15 protein-coding genes are annotated in these 19684 nt (G+C 68.5%); 9 read left to right on the top strand and 6 right to left on the bottom strand.

The features are described 5' to 3' along the window. Positions 1-12 precede the first annotated feature (12 nt). Together FBT69_05095 and FBT69_05090 are read left to right on the top strand one after the other, a co-directional pair. Entirely contained in the window at positions 13-1230 is a 1218-nt protein-coding gene (locus tag FBT69_05095; protein ID MDL1904177.1) for an alpha/beta hydrolase, read from the top strand. After that, on the top strand, positions 1227-2174 hold the full coding sequence (locus tag FBT69_05090) for a hypothetical protein (protein MDL1904176.1): 948 nt from the start codon (positions 1227-1229) through the stop codon (positions 2172-2174). The genes FBT69_05095 and FBT69_05090 overlap by 4 nt, the downstream gene beginning before the upstream one ends. Positions 2175-2189: 15 nt before the next feature. Here FBT69_05090 and FBT69_05085 read toward each other — a convergent pair whose 3' ends face one another. The 5 genes from FBT69_05085 to FBT69_05065 all read right to left on the bottom strand — a co-directional run bounded on the left by FBT69_05085 (position 2190) and on the right by FBT69_05065 (position 10070). Then, positions 2190-3023 carry a prepilin-type N-terminal cleavage/methylation domain-containing protein gene (locus FBT69_05085; protein MDL1904175.1) on the bottom strand — a complete coding sequence of 278 codons (834 nt, stop codon included), beginning with the start codon at positions 3021-3023 and terminating at the stop codon, positions 2190-2192. A 2827-nt stretch (positions 3024-5850) separates the two neighbouring features. Further along, positions 5851-6522: a hypothetical protein gene (locus tag FBT69_05080; GenBank protein MDL1904174.1), complete on the bottom strand. Its 672-nt coding sequence runs from the start codon at positions 6520-6522 to the stop codon at positions 5851-5853. 46 nt (positions 6523-6568) lie between these two features. After that, positions 6569-7795 (bottom strand): type II secretion system F family protein, encoded by a 1227-nt coding sequence (locus FBT69_05075; protein ID MDL1904173.1) that lies wholly within the window; start codon positions 7793-7795, stop codon positions 6569-6571. Positions 7796-7798: 3 nt separating this feature from the next. After that, positions 7799-8956, bottom strand: a complete 1158-nt coding sequence (locus FBT69_05070; GenBank protein ID MDL1904172.1) for a type IV pilus twitching motility protein PilT — start codon at positions 8954-8956, stop codon at positions 7799-7801. 91 nt (positions 8957-9047) lie between these two features. Further along, positions 9048-10070 (bottom strand): M48 family metallopeptidase, encoded by a 1023-nt coding sequence (locus FBT69_05065; protein ID MDL1904171.1) that lies wholly within the window; start codon positions 10068-10070, stop codon positions 9048-9050. Here FBT69_05065 and ubiE point away from each other — a divergent pair. The 6 genes from ubiE (at position 10062) to xylB (ending at position 16674) form a co-directional block, all read left to right on the top strand. Then, the gene (ubiE, locus tag FBT69_05060; GenBank protein MDL1904170.1) at positions 10062-10853 is read left to right on the top strand and encodes a bifunctional demethylmenaquinone methyltransferase/2-methoxy-6-polyprenyl-1,4-benzoquinol methylase UbiE; all 792 of its coding nucleotides are present in this window, start codon (positions 10062-10064) and stop codon (positions 10851-10853) included. The genes FBT69_05065 and ubiE overlap by 9 nt on opposite strands. Before the next feature lie 245 nt (positions 10854-11098). Then, a complete protein-coding gene (locus tag FBT69_05055) occupies positions 11099-11800 on the top strand; it encodes a hypothetical protein (GenBank protein MDL1904169.1) in 702 nt (233 codons plus the stop codon). Positions 11801-12014: 214 nt separating this feature from the next. Continuing rightward, entirely contained in the window at positions 12015-12599 is a 585-nt protein-coding gene (locus FBT69_05050; protein ID MDL1904168.1) for an RNA polymerase sigma factor, read from the top strand. Beyond that, the gene (locus FBT69_05045; protein ID MDL1904167.1) at positions 12596-13405 is read left to right on the top strand and encodes a hypothetical protein; all 810 of its coding nucleotides are present in this window, start codon (positions 12596-12598) and stop codon (positions 13403-13405) included. Before FBT69_05050 ends, FBT69_05045 begins: the two co-directional genes overlap by 4 nt. A 76-nt stretch (positions 13406-13481) precedes the next feature. Continuing rightward, on the top strand, positions 13482-15107 hold the full coding sequence (locus FBT69_05040; protein MDL1904166.1) for a hypothetical protein: 1626 nt from the start codon (positions 13482-13484) through the stop codon (positions 15105-15107). 16 nt (positions 15108-15123) lie between these two features. Continuing rightward, a complete protein-coding gene (xylB, locus tag FBT69_05035) occupies positions 15124-16674 on the top strand; it encodes a xylulokinase (GenBank protein MDL1904165.1) in 1551 nt (516 codons plus the stop codon). 7 nt (positions 16675-16681) lie between these two features. Here xylB and FBT69_05030 read toward each other — a convergent pair whose 3' ends face one another. Further along, on the bottom strand, positions 16682-17404 hold the full coding sequence (locus tag FBT69_05030; GenBank protein MDL1904164.1) for a PEP-CTERM sorting domain-containing protein: 723 nt from the start codon (positions 17402-17404) through the stop codon (positions 16682-16684). Positions 17405-17716: 312 nt separating this feature from the next. Between FBT69_05030 and typA the strand changes: the two genes are divergently transcribed. Continuing rightward, a complete protein-coding gene (gene typA, locus FBT69_05025; protein ID MDL1904163.1) occupies positions 17717-19621 on the top strand; it encodes a translational GTPase TypA in 1905 nt (634 codons plus the stop codon). Positions 19622-19684 lie beyond the last annotated feature (63 nt).

Here is a 19684-nt window from a genome sequence, read left to right as displayed (position 1 = left end):
CCGGGCGCAGGATTGGGCGATGCCTTCGCGGGCTGCTGCGCGGCGGCCCTGCTCTGCCTCGTTGCCCTCGCGAGCGTCTGCCGCGCTCAGCAGGTCGATCCCGCGGCATGGCCCGCTCGCTTTGCCGTCTGCGGCGAGCGCGGCGTCATCCGCGAGATCGAAGGCCCGTTCGGCGACTGGGCGGTTCTCCGTATCGCGTCGTCCGGGCTTCGCCCCACCCGGCAGGACCTCGCCGACGCGGACGCGCTGCTCCAACACTGCGGCGACGAGCCGCCCGCGATCCGCTTCGAGAACGATGGCGGGATGTTCGTTCGATTCCGTCCGCAACCGGACGGCGCGGCGCCGGTCGAAGGGGCGCCGGTCTCCGCGTTCGTCTTCGTCTCCGCATCGCTCGCGGACGATCCGGAGCCGACCCTCGACCTGCAGCGCACCTGGTTCGCGTTCTACGAGCCTGCAAACCCGGGCGATGCGCCGCGGGGTGTTGTCCTGATCGCGCCCGGCATGTTCGGCACGCCGGAGAACGTCGTGGAAGCGATGGTCCAGACACTTCGGCACGCGGGCTGGCACGTGCTGCGAATGCTCACGCAGCCCTCCCGGTTCACCGAGAGCGTGGTGTTCACCATCGATCCCGAATCGGCCCCGGAGCCGGTCGCGCGTCAGGCCGCTCGGATTCTGGGCGATCGTGCCGCCGAGTGCGCCTTTGCGGTGCAGGCGGCATTCGCCCACGTCGAGCGCAACGACCCGCGACTTGCGAATCTGCCTCGAGCCGCGCTCGGCATGAGCGGCGGTGCGATGGCGATGCCGACCATCCTTGCCCTCGAACCCGAGCGGTACGGCGCGTGCGTGCTCATCGCGGGCGGCGCGGACTTCTGGGCGATCGCCGCCCTGAGCAACTACGCCGACTGGATCGACGCGGTGCGCGTCGAGTGGACCGGCGGACCTCCCCCGCGCTCCGCCATCGACCGTTTCGCCGAGGCCTATCGCGCCGCGGCCCCGCTCGACAACGTGAACACCGCCCCCGCGGTACGGTCGATCCCGACGCTCATGATCCACGGCACGCGCGACCGGGCGGTGCCCTCGGACCTCGGCGACCTGCTCTGGGAGAGGCTTGGCAGGCCCGAACGATGGAGCGCGCCGATGGGGCACGAGATGCTCTTCTTCGTCTACCTCCCGCGCCGATCGGCCGACCTGATCGCGTGGCTGGACCGGACGGCGGGCGGCCGGCCATGATCGCCGCGCTCAGCCCGTACCACCTGACGACGCGGGAACCGGCGGCGATGGCCGCGCTGCTGCTCGCCGAGCGGGTCGTCACCATGGTGCCGACCCCCTTCGACGGCGCGGAACGCTCACACGTCGAGCGCGCCGTCTCTCGATCGCCGCGCTACCTCGACCTGATGGAGTCGTGGAGATGGTCGGTCCCGCTGTGGAGCGCGGGCGTCATCACCGGAGACGCCGAGGGCGATGACGCGGCAGACGAAGTTCGCACCGTCTGCGCTCGCCTGCGCGACGACGAGCATCTCGCCCCGCTCAGACTCCTCATGCGCGAGAGCCTGTTCGATGATGAACGCTCGTACCTCGACGCGATCGCAAGAGACCTTCTCCGGGCCGGCCCTGACCCGGCGATCAGCATCCCCGTCGCCGCGGCGATGGACCGCTTCGCGGCGCTCCGCGGCATGGTCGTGATGCGATCGTTCCCAACGAGCGTCGCCCAGCGGGCCGAGCACGGCATGGCGGAGAAACGGTTCGCGTTCGCCATGCCCCTGCTGATCCAAGCGAGCGGCGAACGCCTCCTCGAAGCCCGCGAGGCGCTGGGCAGTTCGCTGACCGACCTGGGGCGGACTGTCCGCGCTGCCGCGTTCGGCGAAGCTTCAGCGTTGGACGTCGCCGATGCCGCACGCGATGCCGCCCGTGCCTTCGAGCCGCTGCACGCTGACCTGGCTCGCCCATGCGAGGACGAGGACGACCTGCACGTCATCATCGGCACCGCATCGGTCACGGCGGTCACCCTGCCCGTGGACGCCGTCCTGGATTCGAGCCTCGCGGCCTTCAACTCGTTCGCGCAGACCCCGGTTCGCACGACCTCGGAGCCGTCAAGCCTCCCGGCACTCCGCGATCCGCTGGCCGGCGAGCGCGTCGTCTCGCTGGTCGTGCGTTCGATGGGGCGTCGGCGGTGACCGCTCGGCAAGGGGTCAATCCACTCGGCGAGGCGACACCGAAGTGACGAGTCGAATGCTCGGCGTTTCCAGCCCCGCCGCGATCGCAGCATCGCGAAGGTCGTCAGGACGGAGCGTCAGGTCCACGGTCGCCCGCGTCAGGCGAGGCCCCACGTCGTAGTACAGCGTGAACTGCACGTGCTGCACGTTGCGAAGCAGGGGCGCCTCCTCCGGGTCGCCGACCGGCAAGCCCCCGGAGAACCGGGTCCGGACGTTCCACAGTTCGAACGGCGGCCCGCCCTCGGCGATGACCCACGACGGCGCGTCGCGGCGTTCGAGGCGCGTCACCTCCGTCGGAACGCCCGCCCCGTCCCGTGCGCTCACGAACTCCAGGCTCGGCGGGTCGGGCACGAGCACCGGCGTAAGGATCGGGTTCACCGGGTAGGGTCCGAACTCCTCGCCGTTGCGGATGAGCGCGCTGACCCGGTGCATCACCATGCGGGCCACCACATGCGACGACGCGGACTCGCTCGTAGTCTTGTAGCTCTTGAAGCAGGCGTCCAGCGCGGAGAGCGTGGCGACGAGCAGCGTCGCGCTGATCGTGAGCGCGATCATCAGCTCCACCAGGCTGAAGCCGCGAGCGGACAGACGCGCGGGACGAGGCTTGCTCACAGTTTGCCCTCCCGGTAGGAGTTCGGCACGGGCACGACGCCGAGGGGAAGCATGATGCCATCCGGCAGCGACATGTCGGGGTTGAACCGGAGGCGGACCGAGCCGAATCGTCGAGTTGCTGCTGGGTCGGCCACTGGTCCGGGCCGAGGTCGACGAACCCGTCGCCGTCGAGATCCCATCCGACGATCTTGACGCCATCGACCTCGGGCAGCGTCCAAGGGTCGAGCGATTCGTGCTCCCCGTCCTCGGGGCCGAGATAGCCGAAACTGGCGTTGAAGCCCGCGGGGTTGCCGAGCGGGTTGCCGTGCGGATCCTTCAAAGGCCCCGCGCCGTACTCGGGCTTGAAGGTCAGCAGCAGCGCGCCGTCGATCTCGGCGTTCCCGCGCACGTCGAGCACGCCCGCAATGATCGCCCCGCGCAGGCGCACGTCCTGATCGGCCGGGCTGTTGAACGTGCCCACGTCCACCGAGAAGTTCGGCAGCATCATCGACGATTTCTCGATGTGCTCCAGGTCGTGCTGCTCGGGGTTCAGGTCGGGCCGCGAGGGGTGCTCGGTGAAGAAGCGGGTGCGCCCGGTAAACTGCATCTTGTTGCGGACGTGCGTGTACTCGGCCGGCGCGTCGCTCACGACAGACCCGACGATCAGGCAGTCGTGGAAACGAAGGTTGTTCGAGTAGAGCTTCGTGTCCGTGACACGGGTCGGCACCACGTTCTTCACGCCGTTAATCTCCCGCGGCACGTCGATCACGAGCGGGTTCGGCAGCGCGGCGTACGCCTCCTCGGGATAGAGCATCACGTCGCTCGCCGGGATGTCCCCCTTGTCCACCGGCTCGAACGCCATCAGGAGCATCTGGTTCGGCGGGCGGGCCTCATCGGGCAACACCGCCTCGTCAAGCGGCGGGCAGTCGAGGCACCCGTCCTCTTCATTCCACTCGTCGAAGTCGTCGCCGAACACCCAGCGCGGCCGCTCGGGTACCGGCCTGCCCACGCTCGGATTGAACCGCATCCGACCGTAGAACGCCCAGTCGATCTGCGGAGCGCCGGGGTCGTAGCCGTGGTTCTGCACGTGCGTGCGCACCCACGTCACGCCGACGAACGTGCACCCCTTGAAGAGCGCGTTCAGTCCCATCGGGATCTGCACGTCACGGAAGACCATGTGCTCGAAAACGGGCCGGTAGTACCAGTCGGCCGCGTTCGGCGAGCCGAGCGGCATCGGCTCGTAGTACGCCGTCTGCCAGTTGTCCGGCAGGCCGTCGAGGTTCAGGTCGGGGTCGAGTCGCAGGTACCGCGGCAGGTACTGCGGGTTGTCGGGATCCCCGTCGGTCGCGCCTTCAGGCTTCGTTTCCTCATACGTCGGCAGCGAATCGACGCTGATCCCGAGTTGCTGCGCGACCTGCTCCCAGAACCCAGCGCCATCGGCCGCGTTGTGAAGGGCGGTCTCCGTCCCCGTGAACGAGCCGGCAGTCACCTCAGGGAGCAGGTTGTCGTCGGCCTCGTAGACCCTCGGCGACTTCTGCTCGCTGGGCCGGATCGACCCCAGGAGCCGAGGCTCGTAGTCACCCCGCTCGGCCCGCCACGCGGAGTCCTGCACTCGGAAGACGAGACGCCCGTTCACCTTGACGTACCGGTCCATCGCGTCGATGTACCCGTCGAGGTAGCCGAGTTCATGGTCGAGGTAGACCTTGACCTGGTGGCCTTGCTCGTTGGTGATCCACGCCCAGTCGAGCAGTTCCTCGGGCGGCTCACCCTCCGGATCCCACCGGCCGTTCGCGTTGTGGTCGAGGAAGCCGTAGACGCCGTTGCGGTTCCGGTCGGCGTTCGAGGTGTCGATCAGCCTTGCCAGGTCGGGGTCGATCACGTTCCCTTCCGCGTCCACGAACTCGGTCGCGATATGCACCCGGCGGTCGTCGTTCGCGTCGAAGTGGTTGATGAAGATGTCGAACTCGTCGACGTAGCCGTCCCCGGTGACGTCGTGGAACGCGGTCCACGGCTCCGGGTCCGAGTCATCGCCGACGTAGCTGTTCGGGATCGCGCTCCCTTCCACCGGGTGGCCGACACGCAACCGGTTGTCGCCGTCCACGTCCGCGGCGGCGACGGCGGCATAGAACGCATCGAGTTTGTTGTCGAGCAGCGGGTCAAGACCGTTGAAGTCGCACCGCATGATGAGCGGGTCGCCGTGCTCGAACTGCACGTCCTCGTACCGGACGCCCAGGTCGCCCACGATCTGCACGTTCTTCCCGATCATGATGCGACTCGGGCTGATGACCGCGTGCCCGACGCGCTTCACGATCCGGAAGTCGCGCGTCATCGTCCGCGTCATCGGGGCGCGGTTCGCCACGAAGTGATACCCGATCACGATCACCCGGACGTCGGTCCCGTTGGCGAGCGGCGCGTAGATGATCTGAAACGCGGGCGGCGGGACCGATCCACCCGTGGGCGAGAGCGCGACAAGCGGCGTGACCACCCAGCCCGTGCTGCGATAGACGTTCAGGTCCGCGTGCGGCCAGGCGTCCGTGATTGTCGGCACGGACGGGTCGCCCGCCGAATAAACCACGATGTTCTCGTCGCGCGCGTGCGCGTTGACGAGCGCCTCCGCGATGCCGTCCGGATTGTCGCCGCCGTACCCCCCGGGCGAGGGCAGGATGATGTGCTCTCCGTACGAGCCGAGGTTCCCGTCCCAGATCGCGTGCCCGAAGGCCTGGTCGATGTCGCTCCGCGAAACGATGAAGCGACCGGCCGCCTCCGCGAGCCTGCGCTCAGCCAGCGCCATGCCCGTCTCCGCCACACCCATCGCGTGCATGACCTGCACGTGCGTCTCGGCCGTGCGGACGTTCCCGCGGCTGGCGATCGCCATCGCCGCGACCAGCGAGCCGAAGAGCACGAGGAACATCATTGCCAGCACGGACGCGACGCCGCGCCGGGAGCGCGGCCGCATCCGCCCGCCTCGCCCCTGCGCCTGTGCTGTCAGAAGTTCGCCGTTCACGCTCACTCCTCGCTCCCCTCGCCCCGTGACATCCCGCCCTTGTCATGGCACGACCCACGACAGGCGCGCGACCTCCATCGCCGACCTGCCCGGCGGGGTGTACCAGACGATCACCGTGACGCGCACAGGGAAGGCGTCGACCGCGATCGCGGGCAGTTCGCCGAACTGCGACTCGCGGTAGTACCCCTCCTCGCGCACGATCGAGTAATCGTGCGGCTCGACCTTCTCCACCAGCACTTCCTGCATCCATCCCACCATCGGCACCGGCCGGCCGAGGTCGTCGAGCACGACGTTGCCCAGCAGGTCGAGCTCAGGGATGACCGCGCCTGTCGCGTCGATGGGACCTTCAAAGTCGCCCCCTGCGCCGAACCGAAGCCCCGCGAAGTCGTCCACGTCGTCGTAGTCGTCCAGCGTGATCTCGTTCGACTCCGGCCCGAAGACGATCGGCCCGCCCTCGCTGATCGGCATCAACCCCACCACAGGGTCGTGACGCGGCAGGTTCCGCATGTACTCGCGCACCTCCCCCGCCAGGAACGTCCCCGCAGCGGCGTGCGACGACCACAGGTTCGACTGCACGAACGCCTGCTGCGCCTCCACCATCGCCAGGATGCCCACCCCGATGATGACGGTGGTCATCGCGGTCTCGAGCAGCGTGAACGCCGGCGCCATGCCCCGGCGACGCGCGGCCCTCCGGCCGGCTTGCGGAGCGTCCATTGGCCATCCCTCCCGCGGCGCGTTCGGCCGCCGGAGCGTCCATCGGCTATTGCACGAGCTGACTCATCTTGAAGATGGGCAGAATGATCGCCATCGCGATGAATCCGACGATTGTGCCCATTACGAGGATCATGACAGGCTCGATCATGCTCGTGACCGCCTTGATCCGATCCTTCAACTGCTTGGCGTAGAACGTGCTCACCTCGTCCAGCACCTCGCCCAGCTTACCGGACTCCTCGCCCGCCGAGATCATCTGCACCACCGAGCGGGGAAGCAGCCCGTCCTTGCCCAGCGGCGCGGTGATCTTCTTCCCCTGCTTCACGCTGCTGTGCACACGGCCCCACAGCCCCTTGTAGAGCTGGTTGCCCGAAATCTCCCCCGTAATCGCGAGCGTGTCGAGCATCGGCACGCCGGCGTTGATCAACTGGCCCATCGTCTGCAGCGAACGGCTGATGTAGAGCGAGCTGAACATCCCCCGAAGCACCGGGATGGTCAGCTTGAGCTTGTCGATCCAGAACGACCCGACCTCGGTGCGCGCCCCGACGTAGAGCAGCCCGCCAAGCCCGACCGCCGCGCCCACCACGATCGGCCAGCGCGCGACGAGGAACTTGCTGATGCTCATCAGGAACGTCGTCGCCCAGGGCAGGATGTCCTCCTTGCCCTCGAACACCGTGTAGAACCGCGGCAGCACGAACGTCAGCAGGAAGATCGTCACGCACACCGCGAGCGACCCGATGATCCCAGGGTAGATCGACGCGCCGATGACCATCTTCCGCGTCTCGATCTGCTGCGCGATGTACCCGGCGATGCGGTCGAGCATCTCCGCGAACGAGCCGGACATCTCCGACGCGCGAACCATGCTCACGTAGAGCGGGCCGAAGAGCTTCGGATGGCGGGCGATCGCCTCCGAGAACTGCTTGCCGCTCTCGACGTCCTGCTTCATCCCCATGATGACGCGCCGGAAGGCAGGCTGCGTCGTCTGCTCGGCAATGCCCTCCAGCGCGGCACGCAGGTTGATGCCCGCGCGGATCATCACCGCCAACTGCGTCGTGAAATCCAGCACGTGCTTCTGCGAAGGCTTCCGTGAGTTGAGCCGCTTCAGGATGTCGATGAACCCGCCGTCGGAATCCTCCGTCGCTGCCGTCGAGAGCGAGACGACGTGCAGCCCCTGGGCGCGGAGCGCGGCCGCCGCTCCCGCGACGCTGTCCGCCGCGAGCGTGCCGGCCTGCACCTGGCCCGATGAACCGCGCGCCTGGTAACGGTACTGGGGCATGGGTCAGGCGGCCAACTGGCGGGCGAGCTTGTCCGGATGCACCGCCTGCGCGACCGCGTCCTCCTTGCTGATCATCCCGTTGAAGTACAGTTCCGCGATCGACGTGTCGAGGCTGCACATCCCGATCGCACGGTTCGTCTCGATCACGTTCGGAATCTCGAACGTGCGGCTCTCGCGGATCAGGTTCCGCACCGCAGGCGTGCACAGCAGCGTCTCCACCGCCGGCACCATCCCCGGCCGGTCGATCCGCGAGAACAGCGACTGGCTGACGACCGCCTGCAGCGTACCCGCGAGCATCGCGCGAATCTGGTTCTGCTGCCCGGCCGGGTACATGTCGATGATGCGCTCGACCGTCTGCGAGGCGTTCACAGTGTGCAGCGTACTGAGCACAAGGTGCCCGGTCTCCGCCGCGCTGATGGCGAGCGCGGTGGTCTCGAGGTCGCGCATTTCGCCGACCAGGATGATGTCCGGGTCCTGACGCAACGCGTGCTTCAGGCCGCTGGCGAATGTCGGCATGTCCTGCCCGAGTTCACGCTGCTCGATCAGGCACTTCTTGCTCTCGAAGGAATACTCGACGGGATCTTCGAGCGTGATGATGTGCTTCGCGTAGCGCTCGTTCATCGCCTCGATCATCGCCGCCAGCGTCGTGGACTTGCCCGAGCCGGTGTCGCCCGTCACAAGCACCAGCCCGCGCGGCAGGTACGTCAGCCGGGCGATGACCTCCGGCAGGTTCAGGGCCTTCAGCGGCGGCACCTTGCTCTTGATGGCACGCAACGCCATGCCCACGCACCCGCGCTGCATATGCGCGTTCACGCGGTAGCGGCCGATGCCCTTCAACTCGTACGAAAAATCCGCGTCACGCTGGCGGTCGAACGTCGCCTGCGCCTCCTTCGGCGACATCTCCCGGAACATCGCCAGAACCTGCTCGGCGTCGAGCGGCGGCGACTCCATGCGACGCACCACCTGGTGCACGCGGATCGTCGGCGGGTGCCCCGCCACGAGGTGGATGTCCGACGCGTCCGCCTCGTGGGCACGGCGGAGAATCTCCTGGAGTTGCACGGCGACCTCCCTCGGCCGGCGCGCCCGCCGACCGCGCAAACGCAGCCGACCGGGAGCGCACGAAACCGAGGGTTCATCGGACAACCCGGCTCCGCCCTTCATGCCGAGCGATCGGCCTCGCCAACCGCCCGCTCCGCCCCGGGCCGCGGACCCGCACAACCGTTACAGACCGCACCGCCCGAACCGACCGAGGTCAGCGGCCGGCCCCGGACCGGCAGTGCGCACACCATGACCCAGCATCCATCGGATCGAAGCCCGCAGACGCGAGCGAGGCGAACGCACGCGCCGGAGCCGCCGCAGGCGGCAGAGACGCGAGCCGGGACTTGAACTCTCGCTGGAAGCGATCCTCGTGCAACTGGTACTGGTCCGGACGATCCTGCGTGTAGGCATACTCGCCGCGGAGAAGCCTGTTGATCTGCTCGATCCGACGCTCCGGGTACGGGTGCGTCGAGAAGAACTCCGGCGGACGGCTCCCCTCACCCGCAGCCGCCTGCAGGATTTCCTGCACCTGGCGGGCGCCGAGCGGGTTGTACCCGTTGCGAACCATGTACCGCACGCCGAGCGCATCCGCCTCGAGCTCCTGGTCGCGGTTGAACTTCAGCAGGTACCCCTGCCCGCCGAACCCGACGACGACGGGCACCGCCGACTGCAACCACTTCTCGTCGCTCTGCGCAGCCCCGACCGCCGCGCCGACGACGAGGCCCTGGACCAGCATCGCATGGGAGATGCGCTCGTTGGAGTGCCGCGCGGTGACGTGCCCGACCTCGTGCCCGAGCACCGCGGCAAGCTGGGCCTCGTTCGTCATTCTCGCCGCCAGCCCGCGCGACATGAACACCTTGCCCCCAGGGAGCGCGAAGGCGTTGATGACGTCGGAATCAAGGAGCGTGAACTCCCACGGGAGCGACGGGTTGTCCGACTCCGTCACCGCCGCGAGCGCGTGCCCGATCCTCGCCACGTACGCCTGCAACTGCGCGTCCGCGACGGCCCCCCCGTACTCGGAAGCCAGTTCCGCCTTCGCACCCTCGCCCAGCGCAATCTCGCGCTCTTTGCTCAGGAGCGTCATCTGGGAGCGGCCCGTGGTCGGGTTCGACGAGCAACCCCACGAAAACGCCGCCAACGCCGCGAGCACGATCAGTCCGAGCCGTCCCCGTGTCATCGGTGCATCTCCCTTCGTCGGCCCTACAGTGCCCCACCGGCAGGGCCAGCCATGAATCATCTACAGCCTACCCACTCCGCGGATGCCGCGCCCCCGCAGGCCTGGACCGATGCCGAACTCGCAGATCCGCACGCGAACCCCGAGAAGGCCGAGCGCGTGCGGCGCATGTTCGCGGCGATCGCACGGTCGTACGACCTGAACAATCGGCTCCATTCCTTCGGCCGCGACCAGGCCTGGCGCAGGCACGCCGTTCGGGCTGCCGGCGTAAGGTCGGGCGACGCCGTCCTCGACGTGGCCTGCGGAACCGGAGATCTGACACTGCTCTTCGCGCAAACCGAGGCCGCCCGAGTCGTCGGGCTTGACTTCACGCCGGAGATGCTCGACCTCGCCAACGCCAAACGCGCACGCCTTGCCACTTCCGTTCAGCCCGAGTTCATCCGCGGAGACGCGCAGAACCTGCCCTTCGACGACGCCTCCTTCGATGTCGTCTCCATCGCCTTCGGCATCCGCAACGTACAACGGCCCGAGCAGGCGATCGCCGAGTTCGCACGCGTCCTTCGGCCCGGAGGACGACTCGTCATCCTCGAGTTCGGACAGCCGGGCTTCGCCCCCATCCGATGGCTCAACAACTTCTACTGCGGCTGGGTGATGCCCCGCACCGCAACGCTCATCAGCCGCGATCGTTCGGGTGCTTACCGCTACCTGCCCCGCAGCATCGGGTCATTCATGCCTCGACTGGCCATGCTCGACCTGCTCAACAGGTCTGGCTTCCGGGACGGCGCCTCGACGCCGCTGACTTTCGGTGTGTGTGTGTGCTACCGCGCTGTCAGAGTCGGGGCCTGAGAGACCCCGCCGCGTTTTCTGGGACTGGGGATTGCGAGCGCGAAGGTCTTTATCGGACTCCGCGCCCGCGCTCGAAGGTCCGACTTCTGCGCCTCGTTCTCGCCTCACGCCCTGTCCGCCCCACAACCGATCGTCTCGGGCGTGATCGGCGAGGGCCGACGCCCGGTCCAGGAGGGCCGGACAACCCACTCCACCCGTCCGCGGCGGAGCCGTGCCGGATCGATCGTGTACGGAGACTCTCCCCCATGAACCACGAGTTGTTGACGGAGCGGTTCTTCGAGGCGCTGATCAACGGCGACCGCCCCGGCGCCCGCGCTCTGATCGAAGAGGCCTCTCTCGCGGGCTATACCCCACGAGACCTCGTGACCGATCTCTACTGGCCGACATACGACCTCGTGCAGCGGTTGTACCGCGAAGACCAACTGACGACGCTCGCCCACCGCCTCTCGACGAGGCTGCTCCGCGTGCTCGTGGACCAGACCGCCTCGCGCCTCGGACGCGCCAACGCAATCCGCCGATCCGTCTTCGCGTTCTGCGGACCGTCGGACGCGGATGAACTCGGAGCCCAGATGGCCGTGGACATCCTCGAATCCGAGGGGTTCGCGGTGACGTTCGCCGGAGGCGGAATCGCCACCGACGAGATCATCGCCGCAACCAACGAGCGGCGGCCCGGCATCCTCCTCATGTTCTCCTCCGCTCCTCAGGACCTTCCCACCATCCGAGAGGTCATCGACCGCCTGCACGAAATCGGGGCCTGCCCCAACACCCAGATCGCCGTCGGCGGGGGAGTCTTCAACCGGGCCGAAGGCCTCGCCGAAGAAATCGGCGCGGACATCTGGGCGTCCGACCCCTTGGAACTCGCCCAGGCACTCATCGTCCGTCCCGCCCAGCGCGCAGTCGCCGAGCAGCGAACCGTCGGCCGAAACCGCCGGGCGAAGGCGGCGTGAGCTGGATCGTCCGAGAACCGCATTCGTAGGGCGGGGCGGGTCCGGTGGCCCGCCCCGTCTGTTGCGCATCCGTGACGGATCGAGAGGGAACAAAACCGCAAGTTAGTGCGTATAAACATGCGTCGGCTGGCTCTCAGCGACATGCCAGCCGGATGCCGAACGGGCAACCGCCCGGTCGTCCCCCGGGTATAGTCGCTCCGGGAAAGGGCTTCACATGGACCGCGCCCAGGAACGCCGCCTGATCCGACGTGCCGCCGCCGGCGACAAGCAGGCCGCCGAGGCCTGCATCCGTGCCCATCAGCAGAGTCTCTATGCCTACATGCTCCGACTGTCGGGTCGGCCCGACGTGGCGGAGGACATCGTGCAGGAGGCGTTCGTTCGCGTGCTGACAAGCCTCGACCGGTTCGACGACCGCTACCGGTTCTCGACCTGGCTCTTCACGATCGCCCGCCGCCTGTATGTCAACGCCTGCCAGAAGCACAAACCCGTCTACGAGTCGGACGTGGTGGGCGGGTGGCATTCTTCCGGAGACGGCCCCGAGTCCCCGGTGATCGATGCTGAGGTTCACGAGAACACCCGCGACTCCCTGCAGGCGGCGCTGCTTCAACTGCCCGAGGACCAGCGCGAGGTCGTGATCCTGTTTCACCAGCAGGACTGGCCGATCGCCCTGATCGCGCAGCACATGGGCATGCCCGAGGGGACGGTCAAGAGCCATCTGCACCGCGGTCGTCGGCGTCTTCGGGCGCTGCTTGAGGCCTCGGAGCGAGACGCCGCACGGGTCGAGGAGGCGTGGCGTTGAACGATGACCATCGCCAGCCCGATCGTCGCTCCCGCGAAGAGTGGGTGGACGAGTTCCTCGATCGGCGCGCTGACGACCCCGAAGCGCGGGCCATCTTCGATCGGCTGCGCACGGACCTCGACGCCTGCCGCGAGTTGGCCAGTCTCAAGCGGGCGACCGACGCCCTGCGTTGGCAGCCCTCCGCGCCCGACCTCGCCGCTGACATCCTGCACAGCGTGCATCGCCGACGCCGGTTCCTGCCGGCTCGCCTCCGGCGAATGGTCACCGTCGGTCGAGTCGCGGTTGCAGCCGGCGTCGTCTTCGCGATCGGAGTAACCGCTCTTGCCCGTCGGCACGGGCCCGATCTGGCCTTCACCCCGGAGCCTTCGCACATTTCCACGCTCGTCGTGAGCAGCACGCACGAAGCGCGCGAGTGCGCGAAGAACATGGTCACTGCCATCGGCACGATCCGGGACGATCTGGCCGCCCCTGTGGCTCAGGTGGTCGTTGTCCCAGTGCCCGCGGGCGACGGACCACAGCGGTATGTCCGCTACCGCTCGAACTCGCTCGCCTTCGATGTCAACCGTCAGCCGCTCTCCGTCTCCTGGCAGTCCTCGGTGCCCGTCGTCGGCGGCAGCGGCGCGTCAGATTTCGCCGGCTGGGGGTTCTACGCGGACGATGCCGAAGCACGGGCCGTCCGGCCGACCTACGCCTCGCGGCGCGTCGCCCCGGACCTGATCCGAGCCGGATTGTTCTTCGAGTTCCTGCACGAGCCGGCGCCCGTCCTGCCCGACCGCTTCGAGCGCGCCTCCCGGGACATCCGCTGATCGCTCCCCAGCCCGAGAACCCGCCCTCAACGCTTCCCGCTGCCGCTTTCGTCCGGGTTGCCGGTATCTTCGTGCGATGGGCGCGCTCACTCTCGAACCGCCAGCCTCAAAGTACGAACGGACAGCCTGTCGCCGCCGGCGTCTCCTCGCTCGGCTTGCGGCGATCGTCTTGCTGCACGCGCCCGTAGCCGCCCAGCCGAGCGCTCCCTACGCGGCGGCAGTCGCGCTGCCGGCGCAGGCCGAGATCGCACTCGTCCTCGACGGGGCATCGCGTGTCCGCACTTCGCCCGCCGGAGCGACGCTGAGTTCGGCCTTGGCCGATGCGGGGCTGCTCGCGGAGTCCAACCGAGCCTGGGATGACCTCGCCCGCGTGCTCGGACTGCGGCGCGAGGAGGCCCTCGATGCGCTGCTCGGCAGGCGAGTCGTGCTGGTGATGACGGGCCTCACGGCGGATTCCCCCACGGGATGGGCGATCGCCGCCCAGGTCTCGCCGGAGATCGAGCGGCGATTGCGCGCTGGGCTTGGCGCGGCGCCCCGCCAGGTCGTCGCCGGTCAGCCCATCCTGTCGGTCGAACAGGGCCGATACGAACTCGCTTCGGCAGTCTTCAGGGATGCCGGCGCTTCGCCGCTGCTCCGGGACGATGGACGCGCCGGACCCGTCGCCCTCGTCTTGCTTGCACCCGCGGGCAACAGCGCTCTCTTTGACGCGATGCTGCCGCTGGTGCAGGGGAAAGCCGTCGAGACACCCTTCGGCACGTCGCTGAACCCCGCGGCATCGCTCCGCGAATCCGACGGCCTGCTGATCGCCAGGCTTTCCGCCGCGGAAAGCGCCAAGGATCGCTACGCAGCAGTCGCCTTGCACGCGCATCCGAACGCCTGGAGCGCGAACACCATCGCATGGCCAGCGAGGCTGTGGCTGTCCGGTGTCGAAACCGAGCGTGTCAGCCCGTGGTCGCGTCGGGCCTTTGATACCGTCTCGAAGGACTCGCTCGCAAGCGTGGTCGGCATCTTCGGCGCCGCAGGCCCTCCGGCCGAACTCATCGCGCTCGCTGGAACGGCGGCTCATCTGGCCTGGCCCGACGGACTTGACGCGCTCCCGGCCGGAAGGGCGATGCTCACCGTCCACGGCCCGGAACCCGACTCGCGCGATCCGTTCGGGCTTTCCGTCTCCATTGCGATCCAGGTCCGAGACGTCGAAGCATCGGCCAAGACCTGCGATCGAGCGGTCGCTCGCTCACTCGCGGTAGCCGGGCGCGACGGCGCAGCCGCTGACCTCGGCGGCTTCATGCCCGGCGCGGTTCGCACGGCGGAAGTAAGCATCGCCCCCGGACGCACGACGACGATCGCCTGGGCATTCGAGCGAGATACCGAGCCGCGCAGCGCGGACTCCCCGAAGAGCGGCTGGTGGGTCATGGCCCTCGGGCCGACAAGCCATGCGCCGTCCTGCGCAACCTCGCTCGTTCGCAACACGGCGGCATCGTTGACCGAACGCGAAGACAAGCACGAGTCACGCCGAAGGATCAGCCTCGGCGTCGTCCGGCCGGCGCGGGCGGTTTCGTTCGTGACTCGAGGCGACGACATTCCCTCGGGTCCGATCTCCCTTCTGCGAGCAATCGACATGGCCGAGTGGGACGCCTGGATCGAGGGCGAGACGATCAGGGTTGAGTCCTCGGTGCGCTTCTCGCCTCTGCAGGCTCGTTGACCGGTAGACTGGCCGCATGGCCATGCTCCTCGGCATCGACGTCGGAACGTCATCCACCAAAGCGCTCGTCATCGACGACTCCGGGCGTGTCATCCAAAGCGCTTCTTCCCCGCACACGCTCGAACAGCCGCACCCCGGCTGGTCCGAGCAGGACCCACGCCAATGGTGGGCGGCAACCGTTGCCGCGACACGCGATGTCATCGGGCGACTCGGATCGCGCGCGACCGGAATCGCCGCCGTCGGACTGAGCGGGCAGATGCACGGCTCGGTGCTGCTGACGCGCGAGTCGCTCGAAGCGACGGGCGAACACGCCGAGCCATTGCGCCCGGCGATCCTGTGGAACGACCAGCGCACCGCCGCGCAATGCGAGTTGATCGAGCGTGCGGTCGGCTCGCGACGACGCCTTGTCGAGATGGTCGGGAACGCCGCCCTGCCGGGGTTCACGCTCCCGAAACTGCTCTGGGTACGCGAGCACGAGCCGGAAGTCTGGCGGCGAACGGCGATGGTCCTGCTGCCGAAGGACTACGTCCGCCTTCGGCTGACCGGCCGTCCCGCGACCGACGTGGGCGACGGCGCGGGAACGCTGCTGCTCGATGTTGATCGTCGGGCGTGGAACGACGAGGCGATGCGCCTGTTCGACATCGACCCCGCAACGATGCCGCCGGCGCTCGAAGCCGCCGCCGCCGCAGGAACGGTGACAGCCTGGGCCGCCGCACAGACAGGGCTTCCGGCGGGCATCCCCGTCGCCGCAGGTTCGGGGGACAACCAATGCGGCGCGGTCGGTGCGGGCGTCGTCGAGGGCGGCATTGCGCTGGCGACGCTCGGCACCAGCGGCGTTCTCTACGCCCACGCGACCGCACCGCGGCGCGACCTCGGCCCGGACGAACGCTCCGCGGGCAGAATCCACACGATGTGCGCCGCCGACGGAGACGCACGCCACGCCGGACAGTGGTGTCTTACCGGCTGCATGTTGTCCGCCGCAGGCTCGCTGCAATGGGCCCGCGACAGGCTCTTCCCGGGCGAGAGCGTGGACGGGCTGATCGCCGAGGCCGCGGCCGCGCCACCGGGGTGTGAAGGGCTGGTCTTCCTCCCGCACCTGACGGGTGAACGCTGCCCGCATCCCGACCCGCTCGCACGCGGCGGGTGGATCGGACTGACGGCTCGCCATACGCGCGCTCACCTCGTGCGCGCGGTGCTCGAGGGCGTAACGTTCACCATGCGCTCGATCCTCGACCTCTTCATCGAAGCAGGGATCGACGCGACCACCGTGAGGCTCGGCGGGGGAGGCGCTCGCTCCGAACTCTGGCGGCAGATGCAGGCCGACGTCTATCGCCGCCCCGTCGGTCTTCCAAACTCCGAGGAAGGCCCGGCGCTCGGCGCAGCGTTGCTCGGCGGCGTGGCGGCGGGCCTGTGGGAGAGCGTTCCCGCGGCGTGCCGTGCGTGCATCCGTGTCTCCGAGACACGCGAGCCGAACTCCGCGACCGCCGTTCGCTACGAGCCGGTCCGGCGGGTGCACGAGTCGCTCTACCCGCGCCTCCGCGACGCCTTCCACTCGCTCGCGTCCTGACGGGCGTTCAGCGGCGGCGACGGCGCCGCGCCCCGATCGCCCCACCGAGGCCGAGCGCACCGAGCGTGCCCGGCGCGGGCACGTGCTCGACCGTCACACGGACGTTGTCGATGCCCCACGACTCGTCGATGTAACCTTGCAGGCCGACGCCGCGGAAGTCGATGAGCAGTTCGGCCGCATCCGCCGGCAGCACGAACGGCACCTCAACACCCCGGTAGATCGAATCCTTCCACTGCGCGTGATAGCCCAGGTGCGCGGGGCCGACGTCGGGTGCGCGATAGGACTGCTTGCCGTCGGGGAGATTGGTGAACGTCTCGGAGAAGTGGACCTCGCGGTTGATCAGCACCTCGAAGTAGTCAGGACCGTGGACGCTGTTGTTCCCGTCCCAGGAGTCGATGATGTAGAGATCGAAGGTCACCAGCCCGGCGATGTAGGGCGTGCCTCCCCCGCCGCCGCCGCCACTCCCGCCACCACCGTCGCCGTCCGGGATGTCGTCCCGCTGGCCGCGAGTGGGGTCGAGTTTCAGACGGATCGACTCGGCGCTCTTGCGACCGACGAAGCGGGTGAAGTTCGCGTGCGTGTCGAGCGTGGTGTTCGCGCTCCACTCCTTCCCGGCAGCCTGAAGCCCCTCGAAGGTGTTCTCGTACAGCGTGACCGGCTGGGCGAGCGCGGCAGCGGCAAGGATCGCGGGCGCAGCGGCCCCCGCAACGGCGAGGCGTCGAGCGTTCATCGGGCACTCTCTTTCCGGGTCGCCGCGCAACGGCGGCCGACTTCCGCCTACACCCTGCCACGCCCCCAGCCCCAACCCACCCGCGGGGAGGAACGGTCACACCGGCGGTTCCGGCTGTGACGCCTGCGCAAATCGGGCAAGGCGTGAGCGTCGGTTCGCGGACCCGCGCGCCTACACTCAGTCGCCGCGATCCACACGGCGCGGACCCGATCGGCCGTCCCGCCCCGTCCGCACACCCGCACGAACCGAAGCCCGCCTCAACCGCCACGGACGGCCCGCCCGTGCCCGAGGGCCGAGAACGCAGCCCGAGCCATGCCCACGCCTCCCGTCGCCACCGCCGAACGAATCCGCAACGTCGCGATCATCGCGCATGTTGACCACGGCAAGACCACGCTCGTCGATGAACTCCTCCGCCAATCCGGCATGTTCCGCGAAGGCGAACTCGACAAGCTCGCCGGCGGACAGCACGACCTCATCATGGACTCCAACCCGCTCGAACGCGAGCGCGGCATCACCATCCTCTCCAAGAACTGTGCCGTCACCTACCACGCACAGAACGGCAGCGACTACCGGATCAACATCATCGACACCCCGGGGCACGCGGACTTCGGCGGCGAAGTCGAGCGGGTGCTGCGCCTCGCCGACGGGTGCCTCCTGCTCGTGGACGCCTTCGACGGCCCCATGCCTCAGACCAAGTTCGTGCTCGGCAAGGCTCTCGAAGCCGGCCTGCGCCCCGTCGTTGTCATCAACAAGTGCGATCGTCCGGAGGCCGACCCGAAACGCGTCCTGCACGAGGTCTTCGACCTGCTGGTCGATCTCGGCGCGGAAGACCACGCCCTCGACTTCCCCGTCGTCTACTGCTCGGGCCGCGAGGGGTGGGCCTCGCCCACCCTCGACCGACCCATCGACGACCTGCGCGCCGGCGACCTCGGCCCCATCTTCGAGTCGATCGTCCGCGAGGTCCCCCCCCCGAGCGCGAACCCGGACCGCCCGCTCCAGTTCCTCGTGACGAGCCTCGATTACTCCGACTATCTCGGCCGCATCGCCATCGGACGCGTCGTGGCGGGGTGCATCCGTTCGGGACAGCAGGTCGCCATCGTGCGCCGCGACGGCAACGTCGAGGAAGGCAGGGTCGGCAGACTCCTCCGCTTCGAAGGCCTCTCACGCCAGGAGACCGACGAAGTGAACGCCGGCGACCTGTGCGCCGTGCCCGGCCTGCCGACCGTGGACATCGGCGACACCATCGCCGACCCAGAGTCGCCCGTCGGGCTTCCCCCGGTCCGCGTTGATGAGCCGACCATCTCGATGCTCTTCCGCATCAACGACTCGCCCTTCGCCGGGCAGGAGGGCAAGTACGTCACCAGCCGCCAGATCCGCGACCGCCTTCTCAAGGAGCTCGAGCGCAATGTCGCGCTCCGCGTGAAACCGGGCGAGTCCGCCGAGGAGTTCGTCGTCTCCGGCCGCGGACTGCTGCACCTGGGCATCCTCCTCGAAACCATGCGACGCGAGGGGTACGAACTCTCGGTCGGCCGGGCTGTCGTCATCACGAAGGAGATCGACGGCGTCACCTACGAACCGGTTGAAACGCTCGTGATCGACGCCCCGTCCTCCGCCGTCGGCGCGGTCATGGAGCTGGTCGGCGGCCGACGAGGTGAGTTGCGCAAGATGGAGCCACGAGGCGACGTCATGCACCTCGTCTTCGACGTCACCAGCCGCGCCCTGATCGGACTGCGCGGTCGCATCCTCACCGCCACCCAGGGCGAGGCCGTCATGCACCACCGCTTCGACCGCTACGAGCCGGTCAGCGGCGAGCGCATCCGCCGACCCTTCGGCGTCCTCATCGCCACCGAGGCCGGGCAGGTCACCGCGTACGCGGTCGAGAATCTCGCCGACCGCGGCATCCTCTTCGTCGCCCCCGGCGACCGCGTCTACACCGGCCAGGTCGTCGGCGAGCACAACCGCGACAACGACATCCCCGTGAACATCGTCCGCGAGAAGCACCTGACGAACATCCGGTCTTCGACCAAGGAAGCCACCGTCACCCTCAAGGCGCCGCGCCGTCTCACGCTCGAAGCCGCGCTGGAATATGTCGAGGAGGACGAACTGGTCGAGATCACGCCCGAGTCCGTCCGATTGCGCAAGCGCCTGCTGGACGAGGGCGAGCGAAAACGCGCCGAACGCCAGGCACGCGACCGGAACCGTCCGCCGCCCTCCTAACCCGCGCGAACCGTGCTGACGATCACGCATGCATCGTCCTGACAGCAACCGCGAGAGGCATGC

Source organism: Synechococcales cyanobacterium CNB, assembly GCA_030263455.1.
In the GTDB taxonomy this organism is placed as follows: domain Bacteria; phylum Planctomycetota; class Phycisphaerae; order Phycisphaerales; family UBA1924; genus CAADGN01.
The sequence above is the reverse complement of the archived record's forward strand: the minus strand, read 5'-3'. Positions and strand labels throughout refer to the sequence as shown.